14 protein-coding genes are annotated in these 16,819 nt (G+C 71.6%); 9 read left to right on the top strand and 5 right to left on the bottom strand.

The features are described from left to right. Positions 1-340: 340 nt before the first annotated feature. Both recX and recA read right to left on the bottom strand, forming a co-directional pair. Entirely contained in the window at positions 341-1,924 is a 1,584-nt protein-coding gene (recX, locus tag ACIBH1_RS05025; RefSeq protein WP_397312277.1) for a recombination regulator RecX, read from the bottom strand. A 413-nt stretch (positions 1,925-2,337) separates the two neighbouring features. After that, a complete protein-coding gene (gene recA / locus ACIBH1_RS05020) occupies positions 2,338-3,471 on the bottom strand; it encodes a recombinase RecA (protein WP_397312276.1) in 1,134 nt (377 codons plus the stop codon). A gap of 180 nt (positions 3,472-3,651) precedes the next feature. Between recA and ACIBH1_RS05015 the strand changes: the two genes are divergently transcribed. The 3 genes from ACIBH1_RS05015 (at position 3,652) to ACIBH1_RS05005 (ending at position 4,942) form a co-directional block, all read left to right on the top strand. Continuing rightward, positions 3,652-4,164 carry an RNA polymerase sigma factor gene (locus tag ACIBH1_RS05015; protein WP_397312275.1) on the top strand — a complete coding sequence of 171 codons (513 nt, stop codon included), beginning with the start codon at positions 3,652-3,654 and terminating at the stop codon, positions 4,162-4,164. After that, entirely contained in the window at positions 4,161-4,589 is a 429-nt protein-coding gene (locus tag ACIBH1_RS05010) for a hypothetical protein (protein WP_397312274.1), read from the top strand. Before ACIBH1_RS05015 ends, ACIBH1_RS05010 begins: the two co-directional genes overlap by 4 nt. A gap of 62 nt (positions 4,590-4,651) precedes the next feature. Continuing rightward, a complete protein-coding gene (locus tag ACIBH1_RS05005) occupies positions 4,652-4,942 on the top strand; it encodes a hypothetical protein (protein ID WP_397312273.1) in 291 nt (96 codons plus the stop codon). Here ACIBH1_RS05005 and ACIBH1_RS05000 read toward each other — a convergent pair. After that, the gene (locus tag ACIBH1_RS05000; protein ID WP_397312272.1) at positions 4,939-5,133 is read right to left on the bottom strand and encodes a DUF3046 domain-containing protein; all 195 of its coding nucleotides are present in this window, start codon (positions 5,131-5,133) and stop codon (positions 4,939-4,941) included. The genes ACIBH1_RS05005 and ACIBH1_RS05000 overlap by 4 nt on opposite strands. Before the next feature lie 44 nt (positions 5,134-5,177). Between ACIBH1_RS05000 and ACIBH1_RS04995 the strand changes: the two genes are divergently transcribed. After that, a complete protein-coding gene (locus tag ACIBH1_RS04995) occupies positions 5,178-5,381 on the top strand; it encodes a hypothetical protein (RefSeq protein ID WP_397312271.1) in 204 nt (67 codons plus the stop codon). Between the two features lie 21 nt (positions 5,382-5,402). Here ACIBH1_RS04995 and ACIBH1_RS04990 read toward each other — a convergent pair whose 3' ends face one another. Then, entirely contained in the window at positions 5,403-5,894 is a 492-nt protein-coding gene (locus tag ACIBH1_RS04990; RefSeq protein ID WP_397312270.1) for a VOC family protein, read from the bottom strand. A 122-nt stretch (positions 5,895-6,016) separates the two neighbouring features. On the opposite strand from ACIBH1_RS04990, the gene ACIBH1_RS04985 reads away from it, so the two are divergent. From ACIBH1_RS04985 to ACIBH1_RS04965, 5 genes are all read left to right on the top strand, one after another. Continuing rightward, a complete protein-coding gene (locus tag ACIBH1_RS04985) occupies positions 6,017-6,976 on the top strand; it encodes an aldo/keto reductase (RefSeq protein WP_397312269.1) in 960 nt (319 codons plus the stop codon). A gap of 12 nt (positions 6,977-6,988) precedes the next feature. Beyond that, on the top strand, positions 6,989-7,576 hold the full coding sequence (locus tag ACIBH1_RS04980) for a TetR family transcriptional regulator (RefSeq protein ID WP_397312268.1): 588 nt from the start codon (positions 6,989-6,991) through the stop codon (positions 7,574-7,576). Between the two features lie 47 nt (positions 7,577-7,623). Further along, entirely contained in the window at positions 7,624-12,972 is a 5,349-nt protein-coding gene (locus tag ACIBH1_RS04975; RefSeq protein WP_397312267.1) for a DEAD/DEAH box helicase, read from the top strand. Between the two features lie 119 nt (positions 12,973-13,091). Continuing rightward, positions 13,092-13,847, top strand: coding sequence for an ABC transporter ATP-binding protein (locus ACIBH1_RS04970; RefSeq protein ID WP_397312266.1), 756 nt, complete (start codon positions 13,092-13,094; stop codon positions 13,845-13,847). After that, positions 13,832-15,667, top strand: coding sequence for a hypothetical protein (locus ACIBH1_RS04965; RefSeq protein WP_397312265.1), 1,836 nt, complete (start codon positions 13,832-13,834; stop codon positions 15,665-15,667). Before ACIBH1_RS04970 ends, ACIBH1_RS04965 begins: the two co-directional genes overlap by 16 nt. On the opposite strand, the gene ACIBH1_RS04960 is transcribed toward ACIBH1_RS04965, so the two are convergent. Beyond that, on the bottom strand, positions 15,645-16,733 hold the full coding sequence (locus ACIBH1_RS04960) for a glutamate--cysteine ligase (RefSeq protein WP_397312264.1): 1,089 nt from the start codon (positions 16,731-16,733) through the stop codon (positions 15,645-15,647). The two genes, ACIBH1_RS04965 and ACIBH1_RS04960, sit on opposite strands and share 23 nt — an antisense overlap. Positions 16,734-16,819: the final 86 nt, after the last annotated feature.

Genomic DNA, 16,819 nt, shown 5'->3' with positions numbered 1-16,819 from the left:
CGTCCGTCGTTCACCGGTATGGCAATCCGCACTGCGCGGAGTAACTCCTCACTGCCGTCGAGGTTATGCGTCGAAGAGGTAACGGGCAAGCAAAGGTGGCCTGTCAAGCGTGTCGGAGCACGTGACAAAAACGAGATTTCACCATTCGTCCCGCTTCCCAGCCCCTCTTGATCGCCTCCCCGCAACGGCGGAGGGGGCGGCTGGCGAGCATGCTGGGGCTGTTGATAGCGGCCGTGCACGGTGTCGGCGTCGGCCTCGCCAGCGGCGGAAGCGCGGCCGCCAGGACGGGTCCATGGCCCGAGGGAGCGACGCGTGGCCCGTCAGAGCAACCCGCGGTCCATCAGAACGGGTCGTCCTCCTCCACCTCGACCCCTTCCTGCTCCAGCGCCTCCCGCACCACCCGGTAGGCAACCCCCGCGGAATACCCCTTCCGCGCCAGCATCCCCGCCAGCCGCCTGACCCTGGCCTGCGAATCGAGCCCCCTGGTCGAGGCCAGCTTCCGATCCACCAACCGCCGCGCCGTCTCCGCCTCCTGGTCAGGGTCGAGCCGCTCGACGGCATCCTTGACCGTGTCGCCGTCCACCCCGCGCTGCCGCAGCTCAGCGGCGAGGGCCCGCTTGGCCAGCCCCCTGCCGTGATGCCGGGAATCGACCCACGCCTCGGCAAAGGCCTCGTCGTTGATGAAACCCAGCTCGGTGAACCGATCGAGCACTCGCTCCGCCACGTCGTCGGGCACCATCCGCTTGCGCATCGCCTCAGCCAGCTGAGCCCTCGTCTTGGGGGCCATGGCCAGCAGGCGCAGGCAGATGTTGCGCGCAACGCTCTCCGGATCGGCAGGCGGCGCCTGGGCTGCGGCCGAACCGGCATCGGGCCCGTCAGACCTCCACCCACCGCCGCCCCTGGAGCCACGGGAGTTGCCTGACCCGTATCGCCCTCGCCTCGACGACCCCTTCCCCCCGCGCCGACCACGCTTCTCGGGCTCGGGGGTATCGAACAGGCCATTGCCCGTCTCGCCAGGGCTCTCGTCAGGCTGCCCCCAACCCGCCTCCAGGCCGGTCGAGCGCGGTGCCTCGACGCGCTCGGCGGATTCCGCCGAGCCGAACAGCCCTTGCCCCGCGGTGTTGTCGTCAGGCTCCGGTGAGTCGAGCAGCCGCGATTCGTCGCCGGGCGCCGCCGAATCAAGAACGCCTCGCTCGTCCACACTCTCGCCGGGCGCCGCCGAATCAAGCCATCCTCGCCCGTCGACACTCTGGCCGAGCCCCGCCGTGAGAAGCCCTCCCCCATCAACGCTCTCGTCGCGCTCCCCCGAATCGAGCGACCGCGGCGCGCTTACGCCCTCATCGCCCCCCGCTGAGCCGTACGAGCGCCCCTCCCCCGGGCCGGGCTCAAGCGCCTCCAGCGGTGCTGCGCCCAAGTCGCGTGCGCGCGTTGCACCGAGCCAGCCCTCCTCCATCGGAAGGTCCGCGTCACCCGCAGAACCCCCACGAGCAGGCCGCCGCCGAGCCCCCCGACGGGCGCCGCGGCGAGGCGTGCTGCCGTCGTCACCGGAGGCCAGGCCGACGAGCGGGCCGCTGCCGTCGTCGCCCGAATCGAGGCCCCTCACCGTTTCGCCGTCGTCACCCGACCCCAGGGCGAAGGAAGGCACGCCCATGTCCCCGTCGCCCCCGAAGAACGGGTGACCGTCATCGTCGTCTATAGCCGCAGTGAAGAACTGGTGATGGCCGGTCACCCCCTCGTCAGAGCCGAGGCCGAAGGAGGAGGTGCGACCGGCTGCCACCTCATCAGCACCGGAGTCGGAGGAATGGCGGTCGGCTGCCGCCTCACCAATGTCGACGCCAACCGGCGGGTGACCGGTCGCCGCCTCACCAACGTCGAGGCTGGCAGGCTGCTCACCACCATCAAGCCCAACCGGCGACTGACCCACCGCTGCCTCACCAACGTCGGACCTAACAGTCTCGTGGGCGACCGCTGCCTGATCGGCACCAGGCGTCGCCTCGTCACGCCCCGGCCCGAAGAACGGGTGGCCGTCGTCGGTCGTGCGTCGTTGGCCGTCCTCCCAATACGGATGGACCGCGGGCGAGGAGGAGCGGCGTGTGCGGCCGGGCGTCTCGGGCCAGGCGCCCCAGTCGCGCGGGTGTGATGGCCGGGAGGAACGGGCAGGGCGGCGTGGCGCCTCCTCCGGGCCGGGGCGGCCCGGAGGTGTGGAGGGGGCGTCCGCCGCCCAGTCGGGGATGGCTGCCGGGTCGGAGTCGGCCCAGCCCGAGCCGCTCGGGTCGCCGGACGGCCGCCTGGTGCGGCGTCCGCGGTCGCCCCGGGGCTCGTTCATGCGTCCGCCGCTCAGACGTCGCCCGGCTTGGGCATGGCTGCGGCCTTGGAGCCGCGGCCGGATGCGGCGGGGGCCGCCGCGGCGCGGGCGGCGGCAGGAGCGGCGGCGCCGGGAGCGGCCGGGGCGCCGTCGGCGGCGGGCGCGTCGAGGCGCGGGCCGACGCCGAGCTTCTCCTTGATCTTCTTCTCGATCTCGTTGGCCACGTCGGGGTGGTTCTTGAGGAAGTTGCGGGCGTTCTCCTTGCCCTGGCCGAGCTGGTCGCCCTCGTAGGTGTACCAGGCACCGGCCTTGCGGACGAAGCCGTGCTCGACGCCCATGTCGATGAGGCCGCCCTCGCGGGAGATGCCCACGCCGTAGAGGATGTCGAAGTCGGCCTGGCGGAAGGGCGGGGCCATCTTGTTTTTGACGACCTTCACGCGGGTGCGGTTGCCGACCGCCTCGGTGCCGTCCTTCAGGGTCTCGATGCGGCGGATGTCGAGGCGGACCGAGGCGTAGAACTTCAGGGCCTTGCCACCGGTCGTGGTCTCGGGCGAGCCGAACATGACGCCGATCTTCTCGCGCAGCTGGTTGATGAAGATGGCGGTGGTGCCCGTGCTGTTGAGCGCACCGGCGACCTTGCGCAGCGCCTGGGACATGAGGCGGGCCTGGAGGCCGACGTGGCTGTCGCCCATCTCGCCCTCGATTTCGGCCTTGGGCACCAGGGCGGCGACGGAGTCGATGACGATCAGGTCGACGGCGCCGGAGCGGATCAGCATGTCGGTGATCTCGAGCGCCTGCTCACCGGTGTCGGGCTGGGAGACCAGGAGGGCGTCGGTGTCGACGCCGAGCTTCTTGGCGTACTCGGGGTCGAGGGCGTGCTCGGCGTCGATGAAGGCCGCGATGCCTCCGGCGCGCTGCGCGTTGGCGACCGCGTGGAGCGCCACCGTCGTCTTACCGGAGGACTCGGGGCCGTAGACCTCGACGATCCTGCCGCGGGGGAACCCGCCGATGCCGAGCGCGACGTCGAGGGCGATGGCTCCGGTCGGGATCACCTCGATCGGGGCGCGGGCGTCGTCGCCGAGGCGCATGACGGAGCCCTTGCCGAATTGACGCTCGATCTGTGCGAGGGCAGTCTCAAGGGCCTTCTCGCGGTCATTGATAGCCATGGGATCTCCCCTTGGAGGAACGTGGTCCGGTCAGTCGTGAGAAAGCTACGGCCTGCCACCGACATTTTCTGGCCGAACCGCGGTCGAGCCACCGCCCGGCTGCTTCCCATATTAGCCGAACGACTGTTCGATCTCATCCGAACCATGAACCTGGCGTGTCCCGTCCGCGACTGAGGAGACATGAACGAGATCCTGGTGCTCCGCTGCCAGCTCGGCGAGCGCGACGCGCTGGAAGAGCTGGTCAGAGCCTGGCACGAGCCGGTGCGGACCTACGTCGGCCGCATGCTCGACCCGGGCCGCGCCGATGACGTGACCCAGGAGGTGTGGGTGGCGGTGGTGCGCGGGCTGCCGCGGCTGAAGGACCCCGCGCGGTTCGCGCCGTGGTTGTTCACCATCGCCAGGCGCGCGGTGACCAACAGGCTTCGCGAGGAGTACGGCACGCAGGAGTCGTACTCCGCGGCGGAGGAGACGGCGGAGCCGCCCGCTCTGCCGTACGAGGAGAGGGCGGCGCTGCTCGACGGCCTGGCCATGTTGCCTGCGCGCGAGCGGGAGATCCTCGTCCTGTTCTACCTGGAGGATCTCCCGATCGAGGACTGCGCGCAGATCTGCGGGGTGCCCGTGGGGACGGTCAAGTCGCGGCTGTTTCGCGCGCGCCGGATGCTCAAGGAGCGGTTGAAGGAGGAGTCGCAGTGAACGAGGAAGAGATCATCAAGCTGATCCGCGGAGAGGTGACGCCGTGGCGGCGCTTCCGCGGGGTCGTGGCGCTCATCGGCGGCCTGGTGGGCGGCACGCTGCTGGTGTCGTTGTGGGCGAGTGAGCCTGGTCCGCTGCCCGACCGTACGAATCTGGCCTTCGGGTTGCTGACGCTGCTGTGCGCGGCGTGGTTCTGCTTCGGCGTGTGGGCGACGGTCAGGCCCGCGCCGATCTTCGCGATGGACCGGCTGGTGGCGGCCTGGCTGGCGGTGGCGGCGTCGGCGCTGATGACCGTCGTGCTGGTCGTGGCCGTCGGCTGGGGGCCCGCCGCGATCGTGGGGGGCGTGTTCGTCGCGGTCTCGGCGCTGCTGGCGTTCCGGGCGCACCGGACGGTCAGGGCGATCGCCAGGCGGCTGGCGGGCTAGACATTCCACCACAATGCGCCGCCGCTGTTGCCAGGGTCGTGAGCTGGGGTGATGCTGAGGATGTGGCGACCACGTACACCGAGGAGCGGCGCCTCCACCTTCAGGCCCTGGCCGAGCTGCTCCCCGATCACGGGCTCGTGGGGCGCATGGTCGGCGGCGGCGAGCCCGTGTTGTGGGTGTGGCATCCGCGCACCGGCCGGCAGACCCTGATCTTCGCCACGCCGACCCAGCGCGGATGGCTCTTCCTGTGGTCGCCCGGCGGTCAGGGGGGCGCCGACGAGCTGGAGATGACGGTCGAGGCGCTCAAGGCGATCCTCGGCGCGGACGCGGAGCAGCCTTCCGGGGAGAGTTAGCGCAGGCCCGAGGCGACCGGCTCGACCTGGCAGACCGCGCGCCAGACCTCCTTGGCGCCGATGCCGTCGGCCAGCGCCTGCTCCACCGTGCGGCCACCGAGCGGCGCCAGCACGTAGTCGCGGGCCCACGACTCGGCATAGGCCTCGCCGAAGTGGGCGCGCATCCTTCTCCAGAACTCAGTTAGGCGCATCAACCAAGTATCGAACCACCGTCACAGTGGGTAGGACCTCCGCCATGGCGAAATCCTCCAAGACCCCCAAGAAATCGCCCGCCAAGTCCGCCAAGAACAAGGTGGGCCGGGCCAAGCGCCGCTTACTCGACCGTCTCATGCGCCAGTCGGTGGCTCAGGAGAAGGCCGATCGTTCGGAACGGCACGCCGGGCTCAGGCGTGAGGTGCGCGCGGGGATAGATCGCACCAGAAGGGCCTCGCGCCGCTGACCCTTCTCGCACGACAAAGCTTCACATCACCCGCGAGCCGTACATCTCACCGAGATGGTCGGCGAGCAGCTCCAGCCGGGCGCCGTCGGGGTCCCTGAAGTAAATGGAGGCGCCGCTCTCTATCTGGTGCGGCACGCCGGCCATCTCCAGTTTTCCGCGCAGCCGTTCCCACGTGACCGGGTCAACCGAGATCGCGATGTGGTGCAGCCCGCCCAGGACCTCCTGGTACGGGCCCAGGTCGAGACCCGGGAAGTCGAAGAACGCCAGTAAGTTGCCGTTGCCCACGTCGAAGAAGAAGTGGCTCGACCCCTTGTAGTCGCGGTTCTCGAAGATCTCGGTCAGCGGGAATTCGAGCAGGTCCTGGTAGAAGCCGATGGTCTGCTCGACATCGGACGACAGCAGGGCGAAGTGGTGCAGGCCGCGCGCGCTGCTCGGGGGGCGGTGCGGTATCAGGTACTGCTGCTTGATGCGCTCGTGTTTCGCGGCCAGGGCCGCCGTGTCGATCTCGCTCACTGGGGGCTCACCTCACTCCTCCTATCTCCGGGATGAAGCACATCAACCTTTGCTGACAAAATTTGAAATCTGTCAGTCCATAGTCCATAGTTGGACTCATGGATACTCGCAAGCTTGGTGAGATGCAGACGTCCGCACTCGGGCTGGGCTGCATGGGAATGTCCGATCTGTACGGCCCGGCGGACGAGAACGAGTCGATCGCCACGATCCACGCCGCCCTCGACGCGGGCGTCACCCTGCTCGACACGGGCGACTTCTACGGCATGGGTCACAACGAGATGCTCATCGCCAAGGCGCTCGAAGGCCGCGAAAGGCCGCAGATCAGCGTCAAGTTCGGCGGCCTGCGCGGCCCTGACGGCGCCTGGCTCGGCTACGACGGCCGCCCGATCGCGGTGCGCAACTTCGTCGCCTACAGCCTGCGCCGTCTGCGCACCGATCACATCGACGTCTACCGGATCGCCCGGGTCGACCCCGAGGTGCCCATCGAGGAGACCGTCGGCGCGATCGCCGACCTCGTACGCGAGGGATATGTCAGGCACATCGGCCTGTCGGAGGTGGGAGCGGAGACGATCCGCCGGGCTCATGCCGTACACCCGGTCTCCGACCTGCAGATCGAATACTCCCTGATGTCGCGCGGGATCGAGGAGGAGATCCTGCCCGCCTGCCGCGAGCTCGGCATCGGCGTGACCGCGTACGGCGTGCTGTCGCGCGGGCTGCTCAGCGGCCACTGGTTGCCGGAGCGCGAGCTGGGAGCGGGCGACTTCCGCGCGCACAGTCCCCGCTTCGCCGGGACGAACCTGGAGCGCAACCTGGCGCTGGTCGAGGCGCTGCGCACGATCGCCGACGGCAAGGGCGTGACGGTCGCGCAGCTGGCCATCGCCTGGGTGCTCGGCCGCGGCGACGACATCGTGCCGCTGATCGGCGCGCGCCGCCGTGACCGCCTGCAGGAGGCGCTGGGAGCGCTCGACGTCTCCCTGACGGAGGCCGATCTGGCCGCGATCGAGGCCGCCGTGCCCGCCGGTTCCGCGGCGGGAGATCGCTACGCTCCCGCCCAGATGGCGCACCTCGACAGCGAACGCTGAGAAAATCACCTCATGAGCGACGGTGTGCTGACACGCGAGCAGATCCTGGCCGCTGCCCAGGACGTCCTGCGCCGCTACGGCCCGGCCAAGGCGACGGTGGTCGACGTGGCCAGGGCGCTCGGTGTCAGCCACGGCAGCGTGTATCGGCACTTTCCCAGCAAGGCGGCGCTGCGCGAGGCGGTCACCCACCAGTGGCTGGAGCAGTCGCACGCCGCGCTCGCCGTCATCCCTGACGGGCCCGCGCCCGTACGGCTGCGCGCCTGGTTGTCAGCGCTGTTCACGGCCAAACGCAAGAAGGTCCTCGACGACCCCGAGCTGTTCGCCACCTACACGGTGCTGGTCGGCGAGTCGAGCACGGTCATCGCCGCCCACATCGACGAGCTCGTCGGGCAGCTGGAGGAGATCGTCGCGGCGGGCGTGGAGCGCGGCGAGCTGTCCACGGCCGACGCACGCGGCGCGGCGCGGGCCGTGTTCGACGCCACGGCGCGTTTCCACGACCCCGCGCACGCGTCCGAATGGTCGGATCCCGCCATCGACGCACAGTTCGACGCGGTCTGTGACCTGCTGATCTCCGGTCTGGTACGGCACGCGCGACGCTGAACGGGGGCCGGGGCGAAACTGTCGGTGCCGCACGGCACCATGAAGGTATGAGTGCGCTCGACCAGTTCAGCCCCATGGCCCAGGAGTGGTTCCGCGGTGCCTTCGCCGCGCCCACGGCGGCGCAGGAGGGTGCGTGGCAGTCGATCGCGCGCGGTGACAACACCCTAGTGGTCGCGCCCACCGGTTCCGGCAAGACGCTCGCAGCCTTCTTCTGGTCACTCGACCGCCTCGCCGTACGACAGGCCGAGCCCGACCGCGGTGCCGTACGGCAGGCGAAATCCAGGCGTAAGGCCGAGCCTGACCCACCCAAGAGCTGCCGTGTCCTCTACATCTCCCCCCTCAAGGCCCTGGCGGTCGACGTGGAGCGCAACCTGCGCGCTCCCCTCGCCGGCCTGAAGCAGACCGCGCGGCGCCTGGGGCAGCCGGTGCCCGAGATCTCGGTGGCCATCCGCTCCGGCGACACCTCCGCCGAGGAGCGGCGCAGATTCGCGACCAAGCCGTCCGACATCCTCATCACGACGCCGGAGTCGCTGTTCCTGCTGCTGACCAGCCAGGCGCGCGAGGCGTTGCGCGGCGTCGAGACGGTGATCGTCGACGAGGTGCACGCCGTGGCCGCCACCAAGCGCGGCGCCCACCTGGCCCTCAGCCTCGAACGCCTCGACGATCTGCTCGAACGCCCCGCCCAGCGCATCGGCCTGTCCGCGACGGTGCGCCCGGTCAGCGAGGTGGCCGCCTTCCTGGGCGGCACCCGCCCGGCGACCGTGGTCCAGCCGCCCTCCGACAAGCAGATCGAGATCGAGGTCGTCGTCCCGATCGAGGACATGACCGAGCTCGACGCGCCGCCCCCGCAGGACGACTTCGCCGAGCCCGCCCGCAGGTCGATCTGGCCGCACGTCGAGGACAAGCTGTTCGACCTCATCGGCGCCCACAGCTCCACGATCGTCTTCGCCAACTCGCGCCGCCTGGCCGAACGCCTGTGCACCCGGCTCAACGAGCTGGCCTACGAACGCTCCAACCCCACCGTCGACCTGTCGCTGTGGGACTCCGAGGGCGGGTCCGGGCAGCACGTCGAGGTGTCGGGTCCCGGCGCCCGGCGCTCGCCCGCCGAGATGATGGCGCAGGCGGGCGGCACGAAGGGCGTGGTGCCCGAGGTCGTGCGCGCCCACCACGGCTCGGTCTCCAAGGAGGAACGCTCCCAGATCGAGGAGGCGCTCAAGTCGGGCCGGCTCCCGGCCGTCGTCGCCACCTCCAGCCTCGAGCTCGGCATCGACATGGGCGCCGTCGACCTGGTCGCGTGCGTCGAGGCGCCGCCCAGCGTCGCCAGCGGCCTGCAGCGCATCGGCCGCGCCGGCCACCAGGTCGGCGCCGTGTCGCGCGGGGTGATCTTCCCCAAGTATCGCGGCGACCTCATCCAGACCGCCGTCGTCGCCGAGCGCATGAAGAGCGGCCAGATCGAGGAGATGCGCTACCCGCGCAACCCGCTCGACGTGCTGGCCCAGCAGATCGTGGCGATGACGGCGCTCGACGAGTGGACCGTCGACTCGCTCGAAGCGGTGATCAAGCGGGCCGCGCCGTACTCCACCCTGCCGCGCAGCGCCCTGGAGGCCACGCTCGACATGCTCGCCGGGCGCTACCCGAGCGAGGAGTTCGCCGAGCTGCGGCCGCGCATCGTCTGGGACCGGGTGACGGGCACCCTGCAGGGGCGCCCTGGCACCCAGCGGCTGGCCGTCACCAACGGGGGCACGATCCCCGACCGCGGGCTGTTCGGGGTGTTCCTCGTCGGCGAGCGGGCCTCGCGGGTGGGCGAGCTCGACGAGGAGATGGTCTACGAGTCGCGCGCGGGTGACGTGTTCGTGCTCGGGGCGACCTCGTGGCGCATCGAGGACATCACGGCCGACCGGGTGCTCGTCTCGCCCGCTCCTGGACAGCCGGGCAAGCTGCCGTTCTGGCACGGCGACACCCTGGGGCGTCCCGCCGAGCTGGGCCGCGCCATCGGCGCCTTCCTTCGCGACCTGTCGGCGGAGGCCGACGGGGGGACAGCCGGGGGGCGGGGCTCCTCGAAGAGCTCGAAGGCGACGGGCAAGCGCCGCTCCCCGAAGGGCGCCGACGACTCGGGCGCGGCGGCCTCAAGCGCTGCGGTTTCAGGCGCGTCGGTTTCGAGTGTCGCCGGTTCAAGTGTCGCGGGCTCAGGCGCGGCGGGTTCGGGCGGTGGGGCGGTGGAGCGGTTGCGTGGCGCCGGGCTCGACGGCTACGCGGTCGACAACCTGCTCTCCTACCTGCACGAGCAGCGCGAGGCCACCGGCTACGTCCCCGACGACCGCACCCTCCTCGTCGAACGATTCCACGACGAGCTCGGCGACTGGCGCGTGGTCATCCACTCCCCCTACGGAGCGCGGGTGCACGCGCCCTGGGCGCTGGCGATCAACCGGCGGCTGCGCGAGCGCTACGGCCTCGACGTGCAGGCCGTGCACTCCGACGACGGCATCGTCCTGCGCATCCCCGACACCCTCAGCGACCCTCCGACCGACGTCGCCGCCTTCGACCCCGAGGAGATCGGCCAGATCGTCACCGAAGAACTGGGCGGTTCCGCCCTGTTCGCCTCCCGCTTCCGCGAGTGCGCCGGGCGCGCCCTGCTGCTGCCCCGCCGCAGCCCAGGACGCCGCACGCCGCTCTGGCAGCAGCGGCAGCGGGCCGCGCACCTGCTCGGGGTCGCCTCGCAGTACGCCAGCTTCCCCGTGGTGCTGGAGACGATGCGCGAGTGCCTGCAGGACGTGTTCGACGTGCCGGGGCTGGTGCAGCTGATGCGCGACATCGCCGCGCGCCGGGTGCGCGTGGTGGAGGTCGAGACCTCCCAGGCCTCGCCGTTCGCCGCGTCGCTGCTGTTCCACTACATCGGCGCGTTCATGTACGAAGGCGACGCGCCGCTCGCCGAGCGGCGGGCGCAGGCGCTGGCGCTCGACACGTCGCTGCTGGCCGAACTGCTCGGCCAGGCCGACCTGCGCGAGCTGCTCGACCCCGACGTCATCGCCGACAGCGAGCGCGAGCTGGCCCGCCTCGACCGGCCGCTGCGCGACCAGGAGGACCTGGCCGACCTGCTGCGCTCGCACGGCCCCCTGCTCGCCGACGACGTCAGCGTGCGCGGCGGCGACCCGGCGTGGCTGGCGGAGCTGGAGCGGGCCCGGCGTGCGATCCGGGTGAGGGTCGCGGGCGAGGAGCAGTGGGCGGCGATCGAAGACGCCGCCCGGCTGCGCGACGCGCTGGGCGTGCCGCTGCCGGTGGGCATCCCGCACACCTTCCTGGAGCCGGTCGCCGATCCGCTCAGCGACCTGATGTCGCGCCACGCCCGCACCCGGGGGCCGTTCACTGCGGGTACGGCTGCCGCCAGGTTCGGGCTGGGTGTCGCCGTGGTCGGCGACGCGCTCCACCGCCTGTCCGCCACGGGGCGGGTGGTTCAGGGCGAGTTCAGGCCGGGTGGCCGGGGTGAGGAGTGGTGCGACGCGGGGGTGCTGCGCATGCTGCGGCGGCGCTCGCTGGCGCGGCTGCGCAAGGAGGTCGAGCCGGTCGCCCCGGAGACGCTGGCGACCTTCCTGCCCGCGTGGCATGGGATCACGGCGTCCATATACCAGGACGGCGAGGGTCACGGAGGCGTCCCAGGACCCGGCGGCCACGGGACCCCAGGCGTTTCAGGGCCTGGCGGCCACGGAGCCAGCGCCCACGGAGCGGGCGCTTTCCCAGGAGCCGGGGGGCGCGGGGGCTCGGGCGGTCCCGGGGCGTGGGGGGTCTCCGGCCCGGGTGGCGACCGGCGCGGCGGTGCCGCGAGTCCGGCGCGGGCCATGGACGCCCTCGTCAACGCCCTCGAACAACTCCAAGGCGCCGCCATTCCCGCCTCGGCGCTCGAGAGCCTGGTGCTGCCCGCGCGCGTCCCCGGCTACCACCCGGCGCTGCTCGACGAGCTGACCGCGTCGGGCGAGGTGCTGTGGGCGGGCCAGGGCTCGCTGCCCGGCGGCGACGGCTGGGTGAGCCTCTACTTCGCCGACACCGCCCCACTCCTGATGCCCGACCCGCTCGACGTCACCATGACCCCGCTCCACGAGCGGGTGCTGGAGGTCCTGGGCAACGGCGGCGCGCTGTTCTTCCGCGGCCTGTCCGATCGTGCGGGCGCGCTCGATGACTCCGCGCTGGTCGCGGCGTTGTGGGATCTGGTGTGGTCGGGGCGGGTGTCGGGTGACACCCTGGCTCCGCTGCGGGCGACGCTGGGCACGGGTCGCCCGGCTCACCGCCCGGCGACGACGCGGCGCCGGCGTGCCGTGCTGCCGACGCGCAGCGGCCCGCCGACGGTGGCGGGACGGTGGTGGTTGCTGCCGTCGCCGTCGGCCGAGCCGACCGTGCGCGCCCAGGCGCAGGCCGAGGTGCTGCTCGAACGGCACGGCGTGATCACCCGCGGCGCGGTGGCCGCCGAGCGGCTGCCCGGCGGGTTCTCGGGCGTGTACCAGGTGCTGCGGGCTTTCGAGGAGAGCGGCCGGTGTCGCCGCGGCTACTTCGTCGAGGGGCTGGGCGGGGCGCAGTTCGCGCTGCCGGGAGCCGTCGACCGCATGCGCGCCCTGGCGCCGCGGGCGTCCGGGGGGAGCCCTCAAGCGTGGGGTGCGCCCGGGGAGAGCCCTCAAGCGTGGGGTGCGCCCGGAGAAGGCCCCCGAGCGTGGGATGCGCCCGGAGTTGAACCCCGCGCGTTGGGTGCCCCCGTGGAAGGCCCGCAGGACGAGAGCGCGCCGGGTGAGACGGCGCAGACGTCGGGAACGTCCGAAGAAAGCCCCCCGACAGGGGTTGCCACATCCGAAGTAAGCCCCCGGACAGGGGCTACCTCCGGAGACAGCCCCCGGCCGTGGGGTGCGCCCGGGGAAGGCCCGCAGGGCGAAAGCACGCCGGGCGCAAAGCCGCTGGCCTCCGGAGACAGCCCCCGGCCGTGGGGTGCGTCCGGGGAAGGCTCGCCGGCAGGGCGCCCGTACGGAGGGAGTGCGCGGGCGCCGGAGGTGCGGCGGGCCGTGGTGCTGGCGGCGACCGACCCCGCGAACCCGTACGGCGCGGCGTTGCCGTGGCCCGCGCACCCGGGCGACGTCTCCCACAAGCCCGGCCGCAAGGCAGGCGCCCTGGTCGTCCTCATCGACGGATTCCTCGTCCTCTACGTCGAGCGCGGCGGCAAGACCCTGCTGTCCTTCGCCGACGACGAGCGCCTGCAGCCGGCGGTCGACGCGCTGGCGCTGGCGGTGCGCGACGGGGTGCTGGGCAAGCTGACCGTGGAGCGCGCGGACGGCGGGTCGATCATCGACTCTCCCCTGGCCGGCGCGCTTGAGGCGGCCGGTTTCCATCCGACGCCGCGGGGGTTGCGTCTGCGCGCCTGACGGGGTTCAGCGGAGCGGGCAGATCCCTTCCTATCCCCATCTCGAGAATTTTCTTGATCTCGACGATGCCCTGATACAAGGTGGTCTGGGTTTCAGGGCGAACTGACGAGGAGACTGGCGTGGGAGACGCGCTCGAACTGACGGGCCTGACCAAACGGTTCGGCGAGAAAGTGGCGGTCGACGGGGTGAGCCTGCGCGTGCCCGCCGGTTCCTTCTACGGTCTGGTGGGCCAGAACGGCGCCGGCAAGACCACCACCCTGTCCATGGCCGTGGGCCTGTTACGCCCCGACGACGGCCGGGCGGAGATCTTCGGCCAGGATGTCTGGAGCGCGCCCGAGAAGGCCAAGGCCCTGGTCGGGGTGCTGCCCGACGGCCTGGCGATGCCCGAGCGGCTGACCGGGCGCGAGGTGCTCACCTTTCTTGGCCTGCTGCGTGGCCTGCCGAAGGCCACGGTCGAGCAGCGCGCCCAGGAGCTGCTCGCGGTGCTGGAGCTCGACGAGGCCGAGAAGACCCTGGTCATCGAGTACTCCACCGGCATGCGCAAGAAGATCGGCCTGGCCACGGCGCTGCTGCACGCGCCGCGGCTGCTGGTGCTCGACGAGCCGTTCGAGGCGGTCGACCCGGTGTCTGCGGCGACGATCAAGACGATCCTGCGCGGCTTCGTCGCGGGCGGCGGCTCGATCGTCCTGTCCAGCCACGTCATGGCGCTCGTGGAGCAGCTGTGCGACCACGTCGCCGTTATCGACGACGGCAGGGTGGCGGCGGCGGGCACGCTCGACGACGTCAGGGGCGGCCGCACGCTGGAAGACACCTTCGTGGAGCTGGTCGGCACGCCGGGCGACGGGGTCGAGGAGCTGTCGTGGCTGACCAGCTGACCGCCGTACCCGGAGCCTCAGCCACGACCGTGGCCACGGCCGCGATGACGATGGTCAGGATGAAGCTGGCCGTCCTGCGCCATTCCCGCTCCGGCCAGCAGGGCCAGATGACCGTCACGGGCGTGGCCCTGGGCGGGGCGCTGGCGCTGGGCACGTTGTGGCTGAGCGTCACCCAGAGCCCCGAGATGCTGGCCGCGGCGTACGCGGTGTGGCTGCTCGGCTGGCTGCTGGGCCCGGTGGTGATGGGCGGGGGCGACGAGACGCTCAAGCCCGAGCACTTCTCGCTGCTGGGGCTGCCTCCACGCAGGCTGGCGACGGGGCTGCTCATGGCGGCGTTCGTGGGCTACGCGCCGGTGGTCAGCCTGTCTGCGCTGCTGGGCCTGCTGGTGGCCGGCGTACGGCTGGGCGTCGGCAACACGCTGCTGGCCGTACCGGCGATCGTGTTGCAGCTCGCCCTGTTCGTCCTGGTCTCGAAGGTCGCGGTGGGGGCCCTGAGCCTGGCGTTGCGCTCTCGCGCGGGCGCGATCGGCGCCGGGGTGATCAACGGCGCGATCGTGGCGGGGCTGGGCCAGATCTGGGTCTTCTTCTGGGCGTTCGGCGAGACGGGCGTGCCCGGCCTGGTGTGGTGGCTGCCGTCGGCCTGGGGCCTGCGTGCCGTCGAGGGCGATGTGATCGCGCTGGCGGCGCTGGCCGTTCTCGATCTGCTTCTGCTCGGGCTCTGGGCGGCGCTGTTGTCGCGCCGGACGGGCGCCAGGCGGGTGAACGCCCGGCCGAGGCGTCCGATGACGGCCTCGACGGCCAACGGCGCGCTGATCGCCAAGGAGCTGCGCACCTGGTCGCGCGACCTGGTGCGCAACCACCAGCTGACCTTCGCCCTGTCCTACGGCGTCTGTTTCGGCGCGGCCCCGCTGATCCTGGGCTGGAACGGCATGTTGCCGTACGCCGGTCCGATCTTCATCGTGATGGCCGCCTCCATGACCTCCAGCCTGTACGCCATGGACGGCACCGCGTTGTGGCTGACCCTCATGACGCCCGGCGCGACCGACGTGCGCGGTCGCCAGCTGGCGTGGTTGTCGGCGGTGGCGCCGGTCGCGGTGGCGGTCACGGTCGCCTTCGGCGCCATCTCGGGCGGCCCGTGGCCGCTGCTGCTGGCACTGCTGCCCGCGTTGCTCGGCGGCGCGGCGGGGCTGGTGCCGCTGGTGTCGATCTACGGCCTGGTCCCCGGCACCGACCCGCACAAGCGCGGCGGCAACCCGCTGCGCATCAGCGAGGACAACAACGGCCTGACCGGTCTGGCCTACCTGATGCTGGCGCTGGTGGCGGCGACCGGCGTCCCGGCCGGTTTCGTGGCGGTGCAGTACGGCTGGGCGGGCGTGCCCGTCGGCCTGGCGAGCGGCATGTTGTGCTGGTGGTTCCTGGGTCGCCTGGCGGAGGAGCGGCTGCGCTCGCACGGCCCCGAGCTGCTGCACACCATGCGCACCGGCCGCAAGCCGGTCTCGAAGAGCGTGTCCAGGTTCGAGGATCTGCCCAAGTCGAAGCAGGCCATCGCCTGGATCGGGTTCGGCCTGGGCGCGATCCCGCTGTTCCCGCAGGGCATCGTGGCCTGTGTCTTCCTCTCCAACGGGCAGCGGAACCACTCGTGGTTCCTGGCCACGTACATGGAGCCGGGCCTGCAGTGGCCGGTGGCGATCGGCATGATCGTGCTCGGCGTCGCGCTGTACGGCATGGGCGTCTACGTGGTCAGGCAACCACCGGCGACCACGGAGCCGCCCGCGGAAGCACCTGCGGAACGGGAGCTCACGCCACCGTCGCCTCGATGAGGTCGTCGACCACCCCGGCCAGTCCGCCGCCCCAGGCGTGCGCCCGGCGCTGGCGCACCGCCCCCGATCCCCGCAGCGTGAGCAGCTCCAGCCCCTCCTCGACGAACTCCAGGTCGCCCGCCTCGGCCAGCGCCTGCCGTACGTGCTCGAGCAGCTGGCAGGCCAGGGCCCTGCCGGGCACCAGCCCGCCGCCGTGCAGCAGGTCGAGGCCGGAGCCGAAGACGCCGTCGCGGGCGGCCCGCCAGTAGGCGGCGCGCAGCACCTCGGAGGCGACGGGCGGGCCGAGGTCGCCGCGGGTGACGGCGGCCAGGGCGGTGACGACGAGGGCCCGGATGAGCCCGACGAGGACGAGGCTGTCGTTGACGTCGAGGGGCACGTCGGCCACGCGGATCTCGACGGTGGGCAGCTTGGGTGAGGGCCGGGTGTCCCAGAAGACGGTCTTGGCGTCCATGAGCGCCCCTGACTCCGACAGGGTCGCGACGGCGCGCTGGTAGTCGGAGTAGTCGGCGAAGTAGGGCGGCGCGCCCGACACCGGCCAGCGGCTCCAGCTGATCACCCGCCAGGAGGCGTAGCCGGTGTCGCGCCCGACGAAGAAGGGGGAGTTGGCGGCCAGCGCGATGATCGTGGGCAGCCACGGCCGCAGGTGGTTGCCCACGTAGACGGCGTGCTCGGGGTCGGGCACGTCCACGTGGACGTGCAGGGCGCAGATGCTGATCTCGTCCTGGAGCGCCCGGTAGAGCACGCGGCCCTGCTCGTAGCGGGCGTCGTCGGACAGGGGCGCGGGCACGACGTCGCCGAGGACGGGGATGCCGCTGGCGACGACGGCCAGGCCGCAGTCGCGGGCGGCGCGGGCGACCTCGCGGCGGGCGCCGCGCAGCCGTTCGCCCACCTCGAACAGGTTCGCCGACGGCGGGGTGCGGGCTTCGATCTGGAATCGGGTGATCTCGTGGGAGAGATCCTGAAGCTCGGTGGCGGCTGCGAGGACCTCTGCCGCCCGGGGAGCCACGGCCCGTGAGACCGGGTCGACGATGAGGTATTCCTCTTCGATCCCGAGAAGGGCAACCATATGCATTTCCTACCCACTCGGGCTTGTAGCCCAATCAAGATCATGGAATACTCAATAACTAATAGGAAACTTTCTTAAAAGATTGC

The organism is Nonomuraea sp. NPDC050663, from assembly GCF_044456985.1.
In the GTDB taxonomy this organism is placed as follows: Bacteria; Actinomycetota; Actinomycetes; order Streptosporangiales; family Streptosporangiaceae; genus Nonomuraea.
The sequence above is the reverse complement of the archived record's forward strand: the minus strand, read 5'-3'. Positions and strand labels throughout refer to the sequence as shown.

Excerpts from the sequence above, each read along its gene's own strand:
- recA (WP_397312276.1), bottom strand. The coding sequence starts at position 3,471 with ATGGCTATCAATGACCGCGAGAAGGCCCTTGAGACTGCCCTCGCACAG.
- ACIBH1_RS05015 (WP_397312275.1), top strand. The coding sequence starts at position 3,652 with ATGAACGAGATCCTGGTGCTCCGCTGCCAGCTCGGCGAGCGCGACGCG.
- ACIBH1_RS05000 (WP_397312272.1), bottom strand. The coding sequence starts at position 5,133 with ATGCGCCTAACTGAGTTCTGGAGAAGGATGCGCGCCCACTTCGGCGAG.
- ACIBH1_RS04995 (WP_397312271.1), top strand. The coding sequence starts at position 5,178 with ATGGCGAAATCCTCCAAGACCCCCAAGAAATCGCCCGCCAAGTCCGCC.
- ACIBH1_RS04985 (WP_397312269.1), top strand. The coding sequence starts at position 6,017 with ATGCAGACGTCCGCACTCGGGCTGGGCTGCATGGGAATGTCCGATCTG.
- ACIBH1_RS04980 (WP_397312268.1), top strand. The coding sequence starts at position 6,989 with ATGAGCGACGGTGTGCTGACACGCGAGCAGATCCTGGCCGCTGCCCAG.
- ACIBH1_RS04975 (WP_397312267.1), top strand. The coding sequence starts at position 7,624 with ATGAGTGCGCTCGACCAGTTCAGCCCCATGGCCCAGGAGTGGTTCCGC.
- ACIBH1_RS04960 (WP_397312264.1), bottom strand. The coding sequence starts at position 16,733 with ATGGTTGCCCTTCTCGGGATCGAAGAGGAATACCTCATCGTCGACCCG.